The organism is Streptomyces sp. SS1-1, from assembly GCF_008973465.1.
Lineage (GTDB): Bacteria > Actinomycetota > Actinomycetes > Streptomycetales > Streptomycetaceae > Streptomyces.
Map to the genome: position 1 here is coordinate 3919019 of NZ_WBXN01000004.1, position 17488 is coordinate 3936506.

The 17488-nt window shown below is 70.7% G+C and carries 18 protein-coding genes and 1 tRNA gene; 10 read left to right on the forward strand and 9 right to left on the reverse strand.

Annotation, left to right across the window (positions count from 1 at the left end; genetic code table 11):
• Position 1 precedes the first annotated feature (1 nt).
• On the forward strand, positions 2-934 hold the full coding sequence (locus F8R89_RS19325; protein ID WP_151785143.1) for a M56 family metallopeptidase: 933 nt from the start codon (positions 2-4) through the stop codon (positions 932-934).
• 199 nt (positions 935-1133) lie between these two features.
• A complete protein-coding gene (locus F8R89_RS19330) occupies positions 1134-2495 on the forward strand; it encodes an LCP family protein (RefSeq protein WP_192806172.1) in 1362 nt (453 codons plus the stop codon).
• A gap of 120 nt (positions 2496-2615) precedes the next feature.
• On the opposite strand, the gene F8R89_RS19335 is transcribed toward F8R89_RS19330, so the two are convergent.
• Both F8R89_RS19335 and F8R89_RS19340 read right to left on the reverse strand, forming a co-directional pair.
• On the reverse strand, positions 2616-3071 hold the full coding sequence (locus F8R89_RS19335; protein WP_151785144.1) for a tellurite resistance TerB family protein: 456 nt from the start codon (positions 3069-3071) through the stop codon (positions 2616-2618).
• Positions 3072-3217: 146 nt separating this feature from the next.
• Positions 3218-4219, reverse strand: coding sequence for a sporulation protein (locus tag F8R89_RS19340; protein WP_192806173.1), 1002 nt, complete (start codon positions 4217-4219; stop codon positions 3218-3220).
• A gap of 132 nt (positions 4220-4351) precedes the next feature.
• Between F8R89_RS19340 and F8R89_RS19345 the strand changes: the two genes are divergently transcribed.
• From F8R89_RS19345 to F8R89_RS19360, 4 genes are all read left to right on the forward strand, one after another.
• Positions 4352-5506, forward strand: a complete 1155-nt coding sequence (locus F8R89_RS19345; RefSeq protein WP_151785146.1) for an acyltransferase family protein — start codon at positions 4352-4354, stop codon at positions 5504-5506.
• 78 nt (positions 5507-5584) lie between these two features.
• Positions 5585-5812, forward strand: a complete 228-nt coding sequence (locus F8R89_RS19350; RefSeq protein ID WP_151785147.1) for a type II toxin-antitoxin system VapB family antitoxin — start codon at positions 5585-5587, stop codon at positions 5810-5812.
• Complete coding sequence (locus F8R89_RS19355; protein ID WP_151785148.1) at positions 5809-6216, forward strand: PIN domain nuclease; 408 nt, start codon at positions 5809-5811, stop codon at positions 6214-6216. The genes F8R89_RS19350 and F8R89_RS19355 overlap by 4 nt, the downstream gene beginning before the upstream one ends.
• A gap of 122 nt (positions 6217-6338) precedes the next feature.
• Complete coding sequence (locus tag F8R89_RS19360; protein ID WP_151785149.1) at positions 6339-7406, forward strand: MerR family transcriptional regulator; 1068 nt, start codon at positions 6339-6341, stop codon at positions 7404-7406.
• Positions 7407-7459: 53 nt separating this feature from the next.
• Here the strand turns inward: F8R89_RS19360 and F8R89_RS36805 are convergent, their stop codons facing one another.
• From F8R89_RS36805 to F8R89_RS19380, 4 genes are all read right to left on the reverse strand, one after another.
• Entirely contained in the window at positions 7460-7678 is a 219-nt protein-coding gene (locus tag F8R89_RS36805) for a hypothetical protein (protein ID WP_225994438.1), read from the reverse strand.
• 494 nt (positions 7679-8172) lie between these two features.
• Positions 8173-8246 (reverse strand) — tRNA-Pro (locus F8R89_RS19370).
• Positions 8247-8279: 33 nt separating this feature from the next.
• A complete protein-coding gene (locus F8R89_RS19375; protein ID WP_151785150.1) occupies positions 8280-9101 on the reverse strand; it encodes a Pr6Pr family membrane protein in 822 nt (273 codons plus the stop codon).
• Positions 9102-9305: 204 nt separating this feature from the next.
• Positions 9306-10232 (reverse strand): metallophosphoesterase, encoded by a 927-nt coding sequence (locus F8R89_RS19380; protein WP_151785151.1) that lies wholly within the window; start codon positions 10230-10232, stop codon positions 9306-9308.
• Between the two features lie 141 nt (positions 10233-10373).
• Here F8R89_RS19380 and F8R89_RS19385 point away from each other — a divergent pair, with 141 nt between their 5' ends.
• Entirely contained in the window at positions 10374-10838 is a 465-nt protein-coding gene (locus tag F8R89_RS19385) for a GatB/YqeY domain-containing protein (protein ID WP_055625084.1), read from the forward strand.
• A gap of 93 nt (positions 10839-10931) precedes the next feature.
• Here the strand turns inward: F8R89_RS19385 and F8R89_RS19390 are convergent, their stop codons facing one another.
• Positions 10932-13232, reverse strand: a complete 2301-nt coding sequence (locus F8R89_RS19390; RefSeq protein ID WP_151785152.1) for a transglycosylase domain-containing protein — start codon at positions 13230-13232, stop codon at positions 10932-10934.
• Positions 13233-13711: 479 nt separating this feature from the next.
• Between F8R89_RS19390 and wblA the strand changes: the two genes are divergently transcribed.
• Positions 13712-14050, forward strand: a complete 339-nt coding sequence (wblA, locus tag F8R89_RS19400) for a transcriptional regulator WblA (RefSeq protein ID WP_055625082.1) — start codon at positions 13712-13714, stop codon at positions 14048-14050.
• Positions 14051-14202: 152 nt separating this feature from the next.
• Here wblA and F8R89_RS19405 read toward each other — a convergent pair whose 3' ends face one another.
• Both F8R89_RS19405 and F8R89_RS19410 read right to left on the reverse strand, forming a co-directional pair.
• Positions 14203-15648, reverse strand: a complete 1446-nt coding sequence (locus F8R89_RS19405; protein ID WP_225994439.1) for an ArsA family ATPase — start codon at positions 15646-15648, stop codon at positions 14203-14205.
• A gap of 58 nt (positions 15649-15706) precedes the next feature.
• Complete coding sequence (locus F8R89_RS19410) at positions 15707-16687, reverse strand: ArsA family ATPase (protein ID WP_151785153.1); 981 nt, start codon at positions 16685-16687, stop codon at positions 15707-15709.
• A 105-nt stretch (positions 16688-16792) separates the two neighbouring features.
• Between F8R89_RS19410 and F8R89_RS19415 the strand changes: the two genes are divergently transcribed.
• Positions 16793-16954, forward strand: coding sequence for a DUF4177 domain-containing protein (locus F8R89_RS19415; protein WP_003975360.1), 162 nt, complete (start codon positions 16793-16795; stop codon positions 16952-16954).
• Positions 16951-17418, forward strand: a complete 468-nt coding sequence (locus tag F8R89_RS19420) for a RidA family protein (protein WP_151785154.1) — start codon at positions 16951-16953, stop codon at positions 17416-17418. The genes F8R89_RS19415 and F8R89_RS19420 overlap by 4 nt, the downstream gene beginning before the upstream one ends.
• The last annotated feature ends 70 nt before the right edge of the window (positions 17419-17488 follow it).

Below are 17488 nucleotides of genomic sequence, written 5' to 3' on the forward strand. Positions count from 1 at the left end.
CATGGGGGTCTTCGTCTTTCTGCCGCTCGTCCTGCCGCTCACGGCCTGGCCGATCGCCCGGCTCGCCGAGCAGCACCTGCACCCCCGCACCGCGACCCGGCTGCTCACCGCGGTCGCCGCGGTGATGGCGGCCTGCAGCACCCTGTGCCTGGCCCTGGTGATGGTCGTGGGCACCGCCCAACTGCCCGGCAATCCGCTGCCCGACGGCTGGTCCGACCCCGAGGTGCGGGACGCCGTCCCCTACGACGAGATCGCCGGCAAGGCGGCGATCCCCGCGCTGTGCGCCGTGGTCGCGGCCTGCGCCCGGACGCTCCGGCGGCACGCCCGGGTACGCGGCCGGGCCCACCGCGCCCTGACCGGACTCCCGGACACCGCCGTGGCCGTCCTCCGCGACGCGACGCCGTACGCCTACGCCCTGCCCGGCGGCCGGCGGGACCGCGTGGTGGTGACCACGGGCCTGCTGGAGCGGCTGCGGCCCGCCGAACGCCGGGCGCTGTTCGCGCACGAGCGGGCCCATCTGGCCGGCGGGCACCACCGGTTCCTGCTCACCGTCCAACTGGCCGCCCGCGCCAACCCGTTCCTGCGCCCGCTGCGCACGGCGGTGGCGTACACCGCGGAGCGCTGGGCGGACGAGGAGGCCGCGCGGCACATCGGCAGCCGCCGGACCGTGGCGCACGCCATCGGCAAGGCCGCGCTGGTGTCCCGGGGCACCCCGGTGCCCACCCTGGCCGGCCTGGCGGCCCCCGGGCCGGTGCCCCGCCGGGTCGCCGCCCTGCTCGGCCCGGAACCCGTCGTACGCCGCTGGCCGTCGCTGTTCACGGCGGTGGGCCTCGCCGTGTGGTGCGCGGCCGCCGGGACGGCCGTCTCCGCGATGTCGTCCGCGAACGCCGCGGTGACCATGGTCCTGATCCTGCACGCGGCGACCCCGCTCTGACTCCCCCCGCCACCAGGGGCGTTGAGCTGTTTCCGTCCTCCGTGCAACGGAAGCGGCGCGGATCGACGTCTGTGACAGGGGGGACCCACGGCCGGTCCGTGGGACCCACGGCCGGTCCGGTCGTCGTATGTCCGTATCCATGTAGGGTTCGACGGACCCATGGGGGAGGGAAGCGGTGAGCGGAACGGGGAGGCGGCGCATGGCGTCGTCCGGTGCGCGCAGGACCCGGCTGACGCGGAGGGGCCGGATAGTGGCCTGGACCGTCGGCGTCACCTCGGCGGTCGTGCTCGGGGTGGCCGGCGTCGGCGCCTGGGTCTACCAGGACCTCGACGGCAGCATCAGCTCCGCCGACGTGGACGACAAGATCGGCGGAGACCGCCCCGAGAAGCTCAGCCCGGGCTCGAAGAACATCCTGGTCGTCGGTTCCGACAGCCGTGACGGCGCGAACGCCAAGTACGGCAAGGACCTGACGACGATGCAGTCCGACACGCTGATGGTGCTCCATGTGCCGGCGAACCGGAAGTGGGCCACGGTCGTGTCGTTCCCCCGGGACTCCTGGGTGGAGATACCGGCCTGCGACATGGGGAAGGGCAGAACGTCCAGCCCCCACCACGCCAAGATCAACGAGGCGTTCGCGCTGGGCGGTTCGAGCGGCGAGGTCTCCGGGGCCGCCGCCTGCTCCATCAAGACCATCGAGGCACGGACGGGCCTGCGCATCGACCACTTCATGTCCGTCGACTTCCAGGGCTTCAAGGGCATGGTGGACGCCCTCGACGGCATCGAGGTGTGCCCCGAGGAGGCCATCCACTCCAAGAAGGCCCGCCTGGACATGGAGGCCGGCTGCCAGACCGTCGCCGGCGAGGAGGCCCTCGGGTACGTCCGCGTCCGCTATGGCGTCGGCAACGGCTCCGACATCGGGCGCATCGGGCGCCAGCAGGAGTTCATGAACGCCCTCGTGGAGAAGGCACAGGACCGGCTCACGAGCCCCACCTCGCTCTACGGTTTCCTGAAGTCCGCCACCAAGTCCCTGACCACCGACCCCGATATGGCCGGAATCAAGCCCCTGTACTCGCTCGCGTCCGAGCTCCAGGGCATCCCCAGCGACCGGCTCACCTTCGTCACGGTCCCCAACTACCCGCGCGAGGCCGACGTCCCCACCGACAAGGCCAACGTCGCCTGGCAGTATCCGCACGCCACCGACCTGTTCGCCGCCCTGGCCAAGGACAAGGAGATCGACGGCGACCGTCTGAAGGAACAGACGAAGGTCCCGCTGTACGCCTCCTCGGTGAAGGTCCAGGTCCTCAACGGCACCTCGACCCCGGGCCTGGCGAACACGGTCGCCGGCAAGTTGCGCGAGGCGGGCCTGACGGTCACGGGGACGGGCAACGCGCCGCAGCCGTCCGCCAAGTCGGAGATCACCTACCCGGCGGGCCAGGAGCAGCAGGCGAAGGCGCTGGCCGCGCACGTCCCGGGCGCACCGGCGCCGCGCGCGGCCGACGGGGGCGCGGGCGTGATCACCCTGGTGGTGGGCGACGATCTGGACGTGGAACGCATCCGCTGACGGCGGACACGGACACGGACGCGGACACGGACACGTAGACGTATATGTACGCGGATGCGCCGGGCGCCCCGTGCGGTCACGGGGCGCCCGGCGCCGACTGCTTCTCCGCGTTCCTGCCGGTCAGAGGTCGAACTCGTGCGGCGGCAGGCCGAGGGCGTAGCACGCCTCCCGGACCACGTTCTGCTCGTCCTTGTCGAAGTTCCCGTCGGCGCCGCCGATGACGATGCCGATCTGGATGACGGCACGCGCCTCGGCGGGCTTCTTCTTCGCCTTGGCGATCTCCTGCATCACGCTCACCTTGCCGAAGTCGAAGTCGGTGGTGAGGCGGTTCAGGTTCTCCTCGAAGCGGCGGCGCAGATCGTCGGCGGGGAAGTTCTGCAGCACCTCGTTGCCGGCGATGAGCTGGGCGACCCGCTGCCGCTCGGACGGGTCGACGGTGCCGTCGGCCGCGGCGACGAGCGCGCACATGGCCATGCTCGCGTCGCGGAAGGCGCCGCTCTTGAGGTCGTTCTTCTTCGCCACCAGCTGGGTCTGCATCGTCGATGCGGACTCCTTGATGCGGTCCCACAGGGCCATGCGGACTCCTCAGTCGCTCGTTCCCACAGCTGTCTTCACAGCGATCTCTACAGCGATGTAGAAACTACCAGGTGCCGTACTGGATAGGGCGGTTGTGCCGGGTATGGCGGTCGTACCGGGTATGGCGGTCGTACCGGGCACGGCGGTCAGTCCTCATCCTCCCCCTCCTCGTCGTCGCCCTCGAAGAAGTCGCCGACCTCGTCGACGACTTCGGCGGCGACCAGACCGCCGGCCACCCCGACCGCGAGCCCGGCGGCCCCGGCGGCGATGGCGGTCCCGACCCCGGGGCCGGAGTGGTGCCCGTGCGCCTGAGGGGCGTGCTGCCCGTGGTACGCGTCATGCCCGTGGTACGCGTCGTGCCCGTGCCCGCCCCCGTACGAGGCCCGGTGCTCGATCAACCGCCTTACCCAGCCCTCGACTTCCGCGTTCCAGTCCCGGACGTCGTGGTGCCCGACGGTGACATGGGTGAGCGCGTCATGGCCGTCCGCGAACAGCCCCCCGCGCTTGTCTGCCTCCAGGACCACCTCCACACCGGCCGGCCCGGCGAGGAACGTCACCTCGATCTCGTTCATCTGGTGCGCGTACTGCGGCGCCGGGGTCAGCTCGATCTCCTGGTAGAAGGGGAGTTGCTGTCCGGTGCCGCCGATGTGCCCGTACTCCAGGTCGGCCGACCGGAAGCCGAACCCGAGCTGCCCGAACGCCTCCAGGACGGCCTCCTGCACCGGCAGGGGCGCGATGGTCAGCGGGTCCAGGTCGCCCTTGTCCTTCGCACCGGCGACCGACAGCTCGGTGCGCACGCCCAGGAGGACGCCGAGGGGCTGGCCGTGCAGCTCGGTGACCGGCGTCTCCCAGGGCAGTACGACACCGAACGGCACCGTCCGCTCCTCGCCCGCGGCCAGCCGGAACCCGCCGCCCACGGTGAACCGCTCGAAGGTGACGACGCCCTCGCTCTCGCCCTCCGCGTGCTCGGCCTCGACGCGGGCGACCAGCTCCAGCGTGATGTGCTCGATGTCGAAGTCGGCGGTCCCGCCCTTGAGATGGACCTGACCGTCGAGCGTGCCGCCGGGGAGGGCCGGACGCGGATCGAGCACCGTGTCCACCGTGGGGCCTCCGACCCCGAGCGAGCCGAGCAGTCGCTTGAACACCATCGTGGCGTCCACTCCTTCACGTCGTACCTGCGTTGTGCCTCTACAAGCGCGTAGAAGAATAGGTCGGGCCTGCCCGGGACGCCGGGAGCACGGGTTGAAACCGGCCGGGTCCGTGTGATTAGGGTGCAGGCGATGCTCCGCACCGAAGCCGCACCGGTGGCGCCGCGCACAGGGGACGCACCGGCACGACAGCCCACCGCCGACGCGACGGAACGACGGCGGGGCCGCAGACCAGCGGGCCTCGGACGAACCCCCGCCCCCCGCGACCCCTCCCGTACGCCCGCCCCCCGCGACCCTTTCCTGGACAACGCGAAGTACCTCGGCATCCTCCTGGTCGCCGTGGGCCACGCCTGGGAACCCCTGCGCGAGGGCAGCAGAGCGGTCACCGCGCTCTACACCCTCGTGTACGCCTTCCACATGCCGGTGTTCGCGATCATCTCGGGCCGCCTGTCACGCCACTTCGAGGCCACCCCGGGTCAACTGGCCCGCCTCCTCACGGGTGTGGTCGTCCCGTACGTCGTCTTCGAGACGGCGTACAGCCTGTTCACCCGCTGGAGCAGCGAGGACCCCGACCGCCCGATCACCCTGCTCGACCCCCTCTACCTGACCTGGTACCTGGCGGCCCTGTTCATCTGGCGCCTGACATCACCGGCCTGGCGCCTGGTACGCCACCCCCTGCCCTGGGCCCTGACCATCGCGGCACTGGCGACGCTCACCCCGTCCCTGGGCGACGACCTGGACCTGCAACGGGTCCTGCAGTTCCTGCCGTACTTCGTGCTTGGCCTGACGCTGGACGACGGCCACCGCCCCCCGCGCACCCTCGCCGCCCCGCTCCTGATCGCAGCCCTGGCCCTCTCCTACTGGGCGGTGCCGCACCTGGACTACGCGTGGTTCTTCCACAACAGCGCCGCGACGGACCTGGGCGTCCCGGCGTGGACGGGCCCACTGATGACCCTGGCCACGTTCGCCTGCTCGGCGACCCTGGCGGCCTGCTTCCTGTCCTGCGTCCCCCGCGGCCGGACATGGTGCACGCCCCTGGGCACCGGAACCCTGTACGCGTACCTCCTCCACGGCTTCCTGGCCCAGACGGCGGAACACGAGGGCTGGTACGAGTCGCCCTGGCTCCACTCCCCGACGGGCGTGGCAATCCTGACGCTGCTGACGACAGCCATCACGACGACCCTGTGCACCCCACCGGTCCGGCGCGTGTGCCAGGCGCTCCTGGAGACACCTCTGCGCAGGACGCTGACCAGCGGGGAATCCCCGGGCCCCTTGCGGCCGAACTGATCATCTGCGTGCGCCCGCCGCGAGATACATTGGATCATGTATATTGATATACGCATTCATGTATACGGAGGTGCGTCCATGAGCAGAACCGTCATCGACCTGGACGACGACGCCTTGGAGGCCGCCGCGAAGGAGCTCGGCACCTCCACCAAGCGGGACACCATCAACACCGCGCTACGCGAGATCGTGGCCCGCAATCGCCGCCTGCGCGCCCTCCACGAACTGCAGGACCTTGCGGACGAGGGTGCCCTCGACGTCGAGCTCCTCCTGGACAAGCGCAACTACCGGGGCGGTTCCGCGCGGTGAGCGTTGCCGACTATCTGATCGACACGTCGGCTCTGGCACGCGTCCTGCTGCGCCAGGCGACGGAGGAATGGGAGCAGCGGATCGCCGCCGGCCTGATCGCCCTGTGCGATCTCACGGAGCTGGAACTGCTCTACTCCGCACGTTCCGCGAAAGACCGTGCAGCTCTCCAGGAACGCCTGAACCAGTTCGCCTGGTGCCCCATGCCCGACGGCGTCTACCGGCGTGCCCGCGTCGTCCAACGCGAACTGACGGCCAAGGGAGAACATCGAAGCGCCGGACCCGTCGACCTTTTGCTGGCCGCGGCCGCGGAGGAAGCGGGCCTCACGCTCCTGCACCACGACCGGGACTTCGAAACAATCGCCCGCACGACCGGCCAACCGGTTCACAGGCTCGATCTCAAGTAACCGCACGGACGCTCCCGACGTTCTGGCCTCCATCGGCCTGGTGCGCGCGACCATCGCGGGCCTGGAGACGGATTGACCCTCGACCTGGTGAAGGGCGCAGAGTGCCGGGTGTGGAGAACGACATGCGCAGCATCGGCGAGATGGCCCGCGACAGCGGCTTGGGCGCGAGTGCCCTGCGGTTCTACGACCGCGCCGGTGTGCTGGTCCCGGCGTGGGTGGATCCGGTGAGCGGATACCGCTGGTACGAACCCGAGCAGCTCGAGGAGGCCCGGGTGCTGGCCCGTCTGCGCCGGGCCGGGATGCCGCTGGCGGACATCCGGCTGGTACTGGCCAGCTGGTCCGGAGCGGACACCGACCTGGTCCGCGAGCTGCTCAAGGCACACCTGCGCCGCCTCGAACAAGGGCTGTCCGATGCCCGCAGCGAGTTCTCCCCACTCGCAGCACTACTCGATGACAGGGAGAACAACATGACGTCGCTCCGCACCGCCGCCGCCGAGCTGTCCATCGCCGCGCCTGAACTGGCCGCCGCGCTGGACGCGGTCCGCTTCGCGGCGAGCACCGACCCCGAACTGCCCATGCTCGGCGGAGTCCTGTTCGACATCGAGGGCGAGAGCCTCCACGTCGTGGCCACCGACCGATACCGCATGGCCGTCGCGCGGGCAGGTGCCGCCGGCCACGACGGGAGCCGAGTGCAGGTCATCGTGCCGTCCCCGCTCGTCGACGCGATGAGGGCGCTGTCGAACGGCGAGGAACCCGTACGACTCCACGTCGACGGCGACCGCGTGACCTTGGAGACCGGCGACAGGCAGGCAGCCGGTCAGTGCCTCGACCACGACTTCCCCGACTACCGCCGCCTCCTGCCGGCCCCCGGCGGACGCCGGGCCCACGTCGAGGTGGCGCCCTTCCAGAAGGCCCTGGCCACCGGCCCCGTCCACACCGCCGAGGCGGGAGGACCCGACCTCAGCGTGCTCAAAGTCGCGGACGACGGCACGGTGACCCTCTGCACGGACAACGACGACGACCCGAACCGCATCGCGGTCAACCGCGAGTTCCTCCAGAACGCCCTGACCGCCGGAGCCCGGGACCACCTGCTCCTGGAGCTCGGAGCCCCCACGACACCGATCGCGATCCGCCGCCCCGACGACGAGGCCACGTTGTCGATCCTGATGCCGGTCCGCCTGGACGACTGACGGCACCCAGAACCTCTTCGCCCCGAGTGGGCGCTGGAGAGGCGCGGGTCGGGTCACACCTTCCTGACGACGATCGTGTCCGGGACCAGCTTCTCCAGGTCGTCGACGTCCGAGGTGAAGACGGTGACCCGCCCCCTCCGCTGTCGCGCGATGACGGCGAGCACGGCATCGACCGCGTGCTTGTGGCCGTGCGACTTGGCGTCGGCCAGAAGTCGACGTGCCTGGCGGGCCTCGTCCTTACCGATGTCGACGACCTGGAGCCGGGACAGCACCCAGTCCCAGCGCTGCTCGGTCGTGCTGCCGTCGTACGCCTCGACCAGGGCGGGGACGTCACCACGTCGGCCTCCCCGCGTGCCGCGAGGTCGAGCCAGGCGATCATCCTCCGGTCGCCGCGTACCGCAAGGGACAGAGCTTCACAGCCCAGGACGAAGACGCGGAGGGGCCGCTGCCCCTGCTCTCCGGCTCGCTTCCTCACGCAGCCTCTCCGGCGTCGCGCTTTCCGGCGGTTCGACGCAGCTGGTGTTCGGCGTCGAGTTCGTCCAGCTCTGCGAGCGCTGCCGCGTACTCGTCCTCGGTGATGGGGCCGTGCTCTTCCTGCAGCCAGTCGCATGCGTGCGAGGGGCACACCGGCATGCGCTGGGGCGACCGCGGCAGGCCAAAAAGAGGGCGGCGCGGTAGCCTGATCAACTTCGTCCGGCCCTCTGTTTGGCCCCCGGGCATGACAGAGGGCCTGGTGCCACTTGCACACCAGGCCCTCTGACCAGCGTCGGGGTGGCGGGATTTGAACCCACGACCTCTTCGTCCCGAACGAAGCGCGCTGCCAAGCTGCGCTACACCCCGATGTCGCTGCTTGTCGCGGCGACGTCGTTTACTTTAGCCCACCGGTGGCTGGAGACGAAATCCGGTTTGTGAGCGGTGGTGGACGCGGCCGCGCAGCGGGTTCGGGCGGACGTGGTCCAGGGCGACCAGGAGGAGGGCCAGGGCGTACATCGCCAGGCCCAGGAGCAGCGCGTTGCCCAGGACGGTCTTGAGGCCGTGGCTGGAGACGTCGAGGAAGGGGTAGAGGTAGCGGGTCGGCTCGGCGGGGGTCAGGAACTCGCCTCTGAAGAGGACGAAGGCCAGGTAGGCCACCGGGTAGAGGAGCCAGGGCGCGGCCTGGCGCAGGTGCAGGTCGCGTGGGGGTGTGAGGAGCAGCCAGTCCAGCAGGGCCGCCAGGGGCGTCACCGTGTGCAGGATCTGGGTCGTCAGCGCGTGCCAGCCCGTCGGGTCGGTCGCCTCGCCCGTGAGGACGCCGGGCAGCGGGGTGATAGGACTCGCGCTGCTCGCCAGGAGCAGGTGGTAGACCAGGCCCGTGATCAGGGCGTAGAGCAGGGTCGCCCCGGTCAGGGACGAGGGGAGGGGGCGGCGGGCCGTCCAGGCGAGGCGGGCCGACGCGGCGAAGACCAGGGCCAGGAGGATGTTGCTCTGGATCGCGAAGTGACTCAGGAGACGCAGGGGGCTGCCCAGGGTCAGTTCGATCATCACCGCCACCGCCGCAAGGGTCGCGATGAGCAGGCGAAACGCTGCCGTCAGGCGGCGGGGCGCCGGTGTCGCCACCGCCGTCGCGGGGACGTGCGACGGCATCAGTATGGGCACGCCCGGTATCGCGGGCAGATCCGGGATGTCCCTGGGTATCGGGGGTATCGGGGCGCTCATGCACCTCACGCTAGGGAGCGTGGGTGAAATGGGCGATGTGGGTGGGCCGGGTGGGTTACGGCCACATTTTTACGCCCGTGTCACCCGGTCACCCGTGTCGCCCGGCCCGTCACGCGGGCGCCCGGTCACCCGTCGCCAGGGCGCCCAGGTCGCCCGCACCCGGTCACCCGTCACCAAGCCCCCCGGTCCCCCCGGACACGCCCCCTACTCCCGCCCCACCAACGTCAGCAACGTCGCCTCCGGCGGGCAGGCGAAGCGGAACGGGGTGTAGCGGTTCGTGCCGCAGCCCGCCGAGACGTGGAGGTAGGACCGGTGGCCGTCCGCCGTGTGCGTGGACAGGCCCCTCGCCCGGTCCGTGTCCAGGTCGCAGTTGGTGACCAGGGCGCCGTAGAGGGGGACGCGCAGCTGGCCGCCGTGCGTGTGGCCGGCCAGGATCAGCGGGTAGCCGTCGGCCGTGTACGCGTCCAGGACGCGCAGGTACGGCGCGTGCACCACGCCCATCGCGAAGTCCGCCACGCCGGACGGGCCGCCGGCCACCTGCTCGTAGCGGTCCCGCTTGATGTGCGGGTCGTCGAGCCCCGTCAGCTCCACGGACACGCCCTCGACCTTGAGCGTCCCGCGCGTGTTCGTCAGGTTGAGCCAGCCCGCCGTGTCGAAGCCCTCCCGCAGGTCCTCCCACGGATTGTGGATCGCGCCGACCGCGGGCGCGTTGCCGTTCAGGCCGTGCCGGCCCTGGGCCTTCTCCAGCAGGTAGCGGGCGGGGTTGCGCAGCTTTGGGCCGTAGTAGTCGTTGGAGCCGAACACGTACGCGCCGGGGAACTCCATCAGCGGGCCCAGCGCGTCCAGCACCTCCGGCACGCCCTCCGGGTCGGACAGGTTGTCGCCCGTGTTGATCACGAAGTCGGGGCGCAGCCCGGCCAGGGAGCGCAGCCAGCGCTGCTTCTTGCGCTGCCCGCCGACCATGTGGATGTCGGAGACCTGGAGCACGCGCAGGGGGCGCATGCCGGCCGGGAGGACGGGGACCGTCACCCGTCGCAGGCGGAAGGAACGGGCCTCGAAACCGGCCGAGTAGAGCAGACCGGCGGCGCCGACCGCCGTGATGCCAAGGGGTACTCCGTATCGCGCGCGCATACGAACATGGTGTCAGACCTCGGAAGTGCCCCGCGCCCGGCGGTCCCTGACCGGCCACGCCAGCACCCGGTACGGCCTTCTGGCGCAGCTCCCTTGAAATCAAGGGGCGTTCCGGCCCCCGCACCTGCGACAATCGGACACATGACCACGCTCAAGTCGAAGCTGCAGGAAGACCTCAACGCCGCGATCAAGGAGCGCGACGAGCTCCGCTCCTCGACGCTCCGGCTGACGCTCGCCGCGATCACCAAGGAGGAGGTCGCCGGCAAGACCAAGCGCGAGCTCTCCGACGACGAGGTGCAGAAGGTGATCACCCGCGAGGCGAAGAAGCGCCGTGAGGCCGCCGAGGCGTTCGCGCAGGGTGGGCGTGCGGAGCAGGCCGAGCGGGAGAAGGCGGAGGGCGAGGTCCTCGCCGCGTACCTGCCGAAGCAGCTCAGCGACGACGAGCTGAACCAGATCGTGGCGCAGGCCGTCGAGGAGGCCAAGGCCGCCGGTGCCGAGGGTCCGCGGGCCATGGGTGCCGTCATGAAGATCGTGAACCCGAAGGTGGCGGGCCAGGCGGAGGGCGGCCGGGTCGCCGCCGCGGTGAAGAAGCTTCTCGCCGGCTGAGGGGTGCGGCGGGGCCGCATCAGGTACGGCGAGGTACGGCGAAGGGGCCCGGCATCTGTGCCGGGCCCCTTCGTTCGTCACTCGCGCCGCGCGTCAGCCGCGCCCCCCGGTCCCGTTCCCGTTCGACTGGCCGCGCCAGAAGCCCTCCGGGAGGGAGATGGTCGGGTCCGGCTCGGGGCCGCCGTTGCCCCCGTTGCCGTTGCCGCCGTCGTTGGCTCCGCCGACCAGGCCGCCGATGAAGCGGTCGCCGTTGCCGTTGTCGTGGCCACGCCCGTGGTCGTCGTCACCGTCGTCGTCCCCGCGGCCGTGCTCCCGGTCCTCGTCCTCGTCCGGGATGTGCACGGTGTGGAACTGCTCGGCCGGCTTGCCCTCCAGCGCGCCCGACATCGCGTCGCGCCAGATCGGGCCCGGGACCCGGCCGCCGTAGACCAGGTCGTGGTACTGGCCGCCGATGTAGATGTTGCGCATCTTGACCTTCTGGGTGGCGCTGCCGACCCAGACCGCGCCCGAGAGGTTCGGGGTGTAGCCCACGAACCAGGCGTTGCGGCGCTCGTCCGTCGTACCGGTCTTGCCCGCGCTCTGCCGGGACGTGAGACCGGCCTCCTTACCGGTACCGGAGTCGACCACGCCCTGCAGCAGGCTGTTGACCGTGTCGGCGGTCTTCTCGGACATCGCCCGCGAGCACGTCGACTTCGGCACCTCCAGCGACTTCTGCTGGTCGCCGACCTTCTGCGTGATGGCCTCGATGGCGACCGGCGTGCAGTACATGCCGCGGGAGGCGAAGGCGGCGTACGCGCTCGCCATGGTCAGCGGGGAGAGGCCGACCGAGCCGAGGGCGATGGCGGGCCGCTCGGGGAGCTTGTCCCCGTTGCCCTGGCGGACCTGGAGGTGGTCCGTCATGTCGACGACCGGGCACAGGCCGATGTCGGCGATCATCTGCACGAAGTAGGTGTTGACCGACAGCTCCATCGCCTTGCGCAGGCGGTACGGGCCGTGCTCCGACTCGCTCTCGTTCTCCAGCTTCTCGCCGCGCAGGTTGGTCCACGGCTTGTCGTCGCACGTCTGGACCGGGCTCGGGTACTGCATCTGGTACGGCGAGGAGTACTCCTGCGTCGGCGGGCGGCCCTCCTCCAGGGCGGCCGCGGCCACGAACGGCTTGAACGTCGAACCGGTCGGGAAGCCGAAGTTGGAACCGCCGTACGCCGCGTCAACCGAGTAGTTCAGCTCGGTCTGGTTCTTGCCGGAGCCGTACGGCTTCGACTGGCCCATGCCGAGGATCTTGCCGGTGCCGGGCTCGACCAGGGTGGCCGCCGCGGCGACCTTGTCCGACTTGTAGACGTGCTGCTTGAGCGAGGACTGGACCGACTTCTGGGACTTCGGGTCCATCGTCGTCTTGATCGTCAGACCGCCGCGGTTCCAGATCTTGGCGCGCGCCTCGCGGTTCTTCCCGAAGACCGGGTCGTTGAGGAAGACGTGCTTGACGTACTCGCAGAAGAAACTGGCGCCCTTGACGGCGGTGATGCAGCCGTTCTCCGGGCGGCGGACCTTGAGGCCCAGCGGGGCCTTCTTGGCCGCGTCGGCCTCCTCCTGCGAGACGTCACCGAGGTCGGCCATGCGCTGCAGGACGACATTGCGCCGCTTGGTGGCCTCGGCCTCGTCGTTGATCGGGTCGTACCGGCTGGGCGACTGCACGATGCCGGCGAGCAGCGCCGCGTCCTGGAGCTTCAGGTCCTTGGCGGACTTCGAGAAGTAGCGCTGGGCGGCGGCCTCGACGCCGTACGCCTGCTGGCCGAAGAACGTGATGTTCAGGTAGTTCTCGAGGATCTTCTTCTTGCCGAGCTCCTCCTCGACCTGGATCGCGTACTTCAGCTCCTTGATCTTGCGGCCGAGGGTCTGCTGGGTGGCCTGCGCGACCTTCGTCGGGTCGTCGCCGGCCTCCTCCACGAAGACGTTCTTCACGTACTGCTGGGTGAGCGTCGAGGCGCCCTCGGAGACGCCGCCGCTCTGCGCGTTCTTGTTGAGGGCGCGCAGGATGCCCTTCAGGTCGACCGCGCCGTGCTGGTAGAAGCGGGCGTCCTCGATCGCGACGATCGCCTTCTGCATGTACGGCGAGATGTCCTTGAGCTCCAGCACCGTACGGTCGCGCGAGTAGACGGAGGCGATCATGCCGCCCTCGGCGTCCAGGATCGTGGTCCGCTGGCTCAGCGGCGGCGTCTTGAGGTTGGCCGGGAGTTCGTCGAAGCTCTCGACCGACCCCTTCGCCGCGAGCCCCAGCGCGCCGACGGCGGGCAGCGCGATGCCCGCCAGCACGGCTCCGGCGAGCACACTGACACCGAGGAACTTGGCGGCCTGCTGCGTTGGCGACAGACCACCGCCCGAGCGCTTCTTTGGCATGGGGGAAGCCTAAACCGTAGACATGAGCGAACCGAGGGCCGACCGTGCCAGGTCATGGCATGGCGGGGTGACGCGGGCCACGGTGCCTCCCGATTCGCCGGACAGGCGCACAGGCCTTGGCCTAAGCTGCTCTCAACTGTCACAGCGGTGCGGCCACGTATCAATACGTCCGGCGACCCCGAATCGTTCCGGAGATCCCGACTTTTCTGGTGGGGGCGTGTCCGAAACCGCCTCGTGTGTCATCCGGCGTCCGTTGTGGCGCAAGGTAACTGTCCCGGTTTGCCGGGAAGGTCGCGCATGTCGCCAGCTCACTCCCCCGGGTGATCTGCCGCTTACCCATAGTCCGTTCGGACCATTCAAGATTGGGCCCGCTGGGGGTGTTGCGCTGTGCCCACCTTCCGTAACGTCCTCAACTGGCGGCGGTGAATATGCCGCTGCCGCCGTGGGGGAGCCTCGATTCGGGAGAGGACGGCGCCGGTATGGGCTGGGTAGTCGACTGGAGTGCGCAGGCGGCCTGCCGCACTACCGATCCGGATGAACTGTTCGTTCAGGGAGCAGCGCAGAACAGGGCCAAGGCGGTGTGCACCGGCTGCCCGGTGCGTACGGAGTGCCTGGCGGACGCGCTCGACAACCGCGTCGAGTTCGGTGTGTGGGGAGGCATGACGGAGCGGGAGCGCCGCGCACTGCTGCGCCGGCGGCCCACCGTGACCTCGTGGCGCCGACTGCTGGAGACGGCGCGCACGGAGTACGAGCGGGGAGCGGGACTGCTGCCCCTCGACGACGACGAGGTGTACGAGGACTACGCGGCCGTCGGCTGAGAGCGGCTGTCCGCTGAGAGCAGCCGTCGGCTGAGAGCGGTCGTCGGCTGAGACGCGGCCGGTCACCGGGCCCCGATACAGGGACGGGGCCCAGCGGGCCGTGCCGTGTCCGGGCGCGCCCACAAGGGCGCGTCAGGCCGCTTCGGGACGCGTCAGGCTTCGGGCCCCTGGGCAGGTGGCTCGGGGTCCGGGAGCTCCGGCCGGTTGGCCGCGAGCCGGTTTCCGATGTCCCGCAGCCCGGCCAGGTCGTGCACGTCACCGGGCAGCGCGGCCACTTCGGCCACCGCCACCTCGGGGTGGAGCGCGGCGAAACGGTCGCGCGTGCGCTGCTCGCGGGAGAGCAGTTGCATACGTTCGGCGTGCAGCCTCAGCAGGCCGGCCGTGAGTTGGTCGACGGTCCGCTCCACATGCGGATCGTCGGTCTCGGGCTGGTCGGTGGCCGCGATGCGCTCCATGTCCGTGGCGGCGGGGGAGCCTGCGTCGGGAGCTGGTGCCTCGGGAGCGGCCGTGTCTGAACTGTCGTACGTGTCGGGGGAGTTACGAAGACCAGCTTTCCCGGCCTCCTGATCCACAATGCGGGGCTCTTCAAGATTTTCCGCGGCGGCGAGCGCCCGCTCGGCCGACAGACGGTCGGCGCCGCTGCCGTGGACCCGGTTGAGCACCAGTCCGGCGAGCGGCATGTCCTCGGCGGCCAGCCGCTCCACGAAGTACGCGGCCTCCCGCAGCGCGTCCCGCTCCGGTGCGGCCACCACCAGGAACGCCGTGCCGGGCGCCTGGAGCAGCTTGTACGTGGCGTCCGCGCGCGTGCGGAAGCCGCCGAACATCGAGTCCATCGCGGCCACGAACGTCTGCACGTCCTTCAGCAGCGGTCCGCCGAGGAGCTTGCCGAGGGCGCCGGTCATCATCGACATGCCGACGTTCAGGAACTTCATGCCCGCGCGCCCGCCGACCTTCGCCGGGGCGAGGAGGACGCGGATCAGCTTGCCGTCCAGGAACGACCCGAGCCGCTTGGGCGCGTCCAGGAAGTCCAGCGCCGAACGGGACGGCGGGGTGTCCACGACGATGAGGTCCCACTCGTCCTTGGACCGCAGCTGGCCCAGCTTCTCCATCGCCATGTACTCCTGCGTGCCCGCGAAGCCCGCCGAGAGCGACTGGTAGAAGGGGTTGCCCAGGATGGCGGCCGCGCGCTCCGGGTCCGCGTGCGCCTCGACGATCTCGTCGAAGGTGCGCTTCATGTCGAGCATCATGGCGTGCAGCTCGCCGGTGCCCTCGACGCCCTTCACGCGGCGCGGGGTGTTGTCCAGCGAGTCGATGCCCATGGACTGGGCGAGCCGGCGGGCCGGGTCGATGGTCAGCACGACCACCTTCCGGCCCCGTTCGGCGGCCCGCAGGCCCAGCGCCGCCGCCGTCGTCGTCTTGCCGACGCCGCCCGAGCCGCAGCACACCACGATCCGGGTCGCCGGGTCGTCGAGCAGCGGGTCGAGGTCGAGCACGCGGGATGCGGAGAGGTGGTGGGGGCGGCGGACCGGATCCTGGGTCTGTTCCGGGTTCGTCCTGTGCGTCTGCCTCGGTTCCGGCTTCTGCCTCGGGCCGCTCATGAGTTCCCCTCTGCTTCCGGGACAGACGCCCGTGGACCAGCTTCCGACGCGCGGCGGGTCACCATGACAGGTCCTGTTCCCGCAGCTCGCGCGCGAGGGCGTACAGGCCCGCCAGATCCATGCCCTCCGCGAGCAGGGGCAGTTCGTGCACGGGCAGGCCCAGGTCGGCCAGGACCGCGCGCTGCTCGCGCTCCAGGGCATGCCGCTCGGCGTACTCCGCGGCCTGCCCCAGCAGCGGATCGACCAGCCGCTCGGCCAGCCCGCCGCGCCGCGCCCCGCCCAGCCCCGCCGCCGACAGCGACTTGGCCACGGCGGCGCGCGGGACGCTGCGGACGAGTTCCAGATCGGTCGTGTCCAACACCTCGGGCCGCATCATGTTCACGATGACCCGGCCCACCGGCAGCCGCGCCGCCCGCAGCTCGGCGATACCGTCCGCCGTCTCCTGGACGGGCATCTCCTCCAGCAGCGTCACCAGGTGCACCGCCGTCTCCGGCGACTTCAGCACCCGCATCACGGCCTGCGCCTGATTGTGTATCGGCCCTATGCGGGCGAGGCCCGCCACCTCGTCGTTCACGTTCAGGAAGCGCGTGATGCGCCCGGTGGGCGGCGCGTCCATGACCACGTGGTCGTAGACGAAGCGGCCCGCCTTGTCCTTGCGGCGGACGGCCTCGCAGGCCTTGCCGGTCAGGAGGACGTCCCGCAGGCCCGGCGCGATGGTGGTGGCGAAGTCGATGGCGCCGAGCTTCTTCAGGGCCCGGCCGGCGCCGCCCATCTTGTAGAACATCTGGAGGTAGTCCAGAAGGGCCAGTTCGGGGTCGATGGCGAGGGCGTACACCTCCCCGCCCCCGGGCGCGACGGCGATCTTCCGCTCCTCGTAGGGCAGTGGCTGCGTCTCGAAGAGCTGCGCGATGCCCTGCCTGCCCTCGACCTCGACGAGGAGCGCGCGCTTCCCCTCCGTCGCGAGGGCGAGCGCGAGTGCGGCGGCGACCGTGGTCTTTCCGGTCCCGCCCTTACCGCTGACGACCTGGAGCCTGCTCACGTCTTCGAGCCTAACCAGTCGGTGCGCCGACTACGCGACAGCCTGTGGACAACGTGCCGCGGTCGGCCGTCGGGGTCGCCCGGGGCAGCGGATAAAGTCGGCCGCATGACCAAGTGGGAATACGCAACCGTGCCGCTGCTCGTCCACGCCACGAAGCAGATTCTGGACACCTGGGGCGAGGACGGCTGGGAGCTCGTCCAGGTCGTGCCCGGGCCGAACAACCCCGAGCAGCTCGTCGCCTACCTGAAGCGGGAGAAGCAGGCATGAGCGCCGTCGAGGAGAAGCTGGCCGAGCTGGGGCTGACGCTGCCGGAGGTCGTGCCTCCGCTGGCCGCGTACCAGCCCGCCGTGCAGTCGGGCGTGTACGTCTACACCGCCGGCCAGCTGCCGATGGTGGACGGCAAGCTTCCGGTGACCGGCAAGGTGGGCGCCGAGGTCACCGCCGAGGAGGCCAAGGACCTCGCGCGCGTCTGCGCCCTGAACGCCCTGGCCGCCGTGAAGTCGGTCGCGGGCGACCTGGACCGTGTCGCGCGGATCGTGAAGGTCGTGGGCTTCGTGGCCTCCGCCTCGGACTTCACCGGGCAGCCGGGTGTCATCAACGGCGCCAGCGAGCTGTTCGCCGAGGTCCTGGGCGACAAGGGCGTCCACGCGCGCAGCGCGGTGGGTGTGGCGGTGCTGCCGCTGGACGCGCCCGTGGAGGTCGAGGTGCAGGTGGAGCTGACCGGGGCGTAGGTCTCCGGCGGTCCGGGCGGAGGGCGGTCTCGTCGGGCTCGGGTGCGTGTCCGGGCTCGGGTCCGTGGGC

Coding starts and splice junctions, on each gene's coding strand:
- wblA (WP_055625082.1), top strand. CDS start 13,712: ATGGGCTGGGTAGTCGACTGGAGTGCGCAGGCGGCCTGCCGCACTACC.
- F8R89_RS19405 (WP_225994439.1), bottom strand. CDS start 15,648: ATGAGCGGCCCGAGGCAGAAGCCGGAACCGAGGCAGACGCACAGGACG.
- F8R89_RS19350 (WP_151785147.1), top strand. CDS start 5,585: ATGAGCAGAACCGTCATCGACCTGGACGACGACGCCTTGGAGGCCGCC.
- F8R89_RS19345 (WP_151785146.1), top strand. CDS start 4,352: ATGCTCCGCACCGAAGCCGCACCGGTGGCGCCGCGCACAGGGGACGCA.
- F8R89_RS19390 (WP_151785152.1), bottom strand. CDS start 13,232: ATGCCAAAGAAGCGCTCGGGCGGTGGTCTGTCGCCAACGCAGCAGGCC.
- F8R89_RS19325 (WP_151785143.1), top strand. CDS start 2: ATGGGGGTCTTCGTCTTTCTGCCGCTCGTCCTGCCGCTCACGGCCTGG.
- F8R89_RS19420 (WP_151785154.1), top strand. CDS start 16,951: ATGAGCGCCGTCGAGGAGAAGCTGGCCGAGCTGGGGCTGACGCTGCCG.
- F8R89_RS19380 (WP_151785151.1), bottom strand. CDS start 10,232: ATGCGCGCGCGATACGGAGTACCCCTTGGCATCACGGCGGTCGGCGCC.
- F8R89_RS19415 (WP_003975360.1), top strand. CDS start 16,793: ATGACCAAGTGGGAATACGCAACCGTGCCGCTGCTCGTCCACGCCACG.
- F8R89_RS19360 (WP_151785149.1), top strand. CDS start 6,339: ATGCGCAGCATCGGCGAGATGGCCCGCGACAGCGGCTTGGGCGCGAGT.
- F8R89_RS19340 (WP_192806173.1), bottom strand. CDS start 4,219: ATGGTGTTCAAGCGACTGCTCGGCTCGCTCGGGGTCGGAGGCCCCACG.
- F8R89_RS19385 (WP_055625084.1), top strand. CDS start 10,374: ATGACCACGCTCAAGTCGAAGCTGCAGGAAGACCTCAACGCCGCGATC.
- F8R89_RS19330 (WP_192806172.1), top strand. CDS start 1,134: ATGGCGTCGTCCGGTGCGCGCAGGACCCGGCTGACGCGGAGGGGCCGG.
- F8R89_RS19375 (WP_151785150.1), bottom strand. CDS start 9,101: ATGAGCGCCCCGATACCCCCGATACCCAGGGACATCCCGGATCTGCCC.
- F8R89_RS19335 (WP_151785144.1), bottom strand. CDS start 3,071: ATGGCCCTGTGGGACCGCATCAAGGAGTCCGCATCGACGATGCAGACC.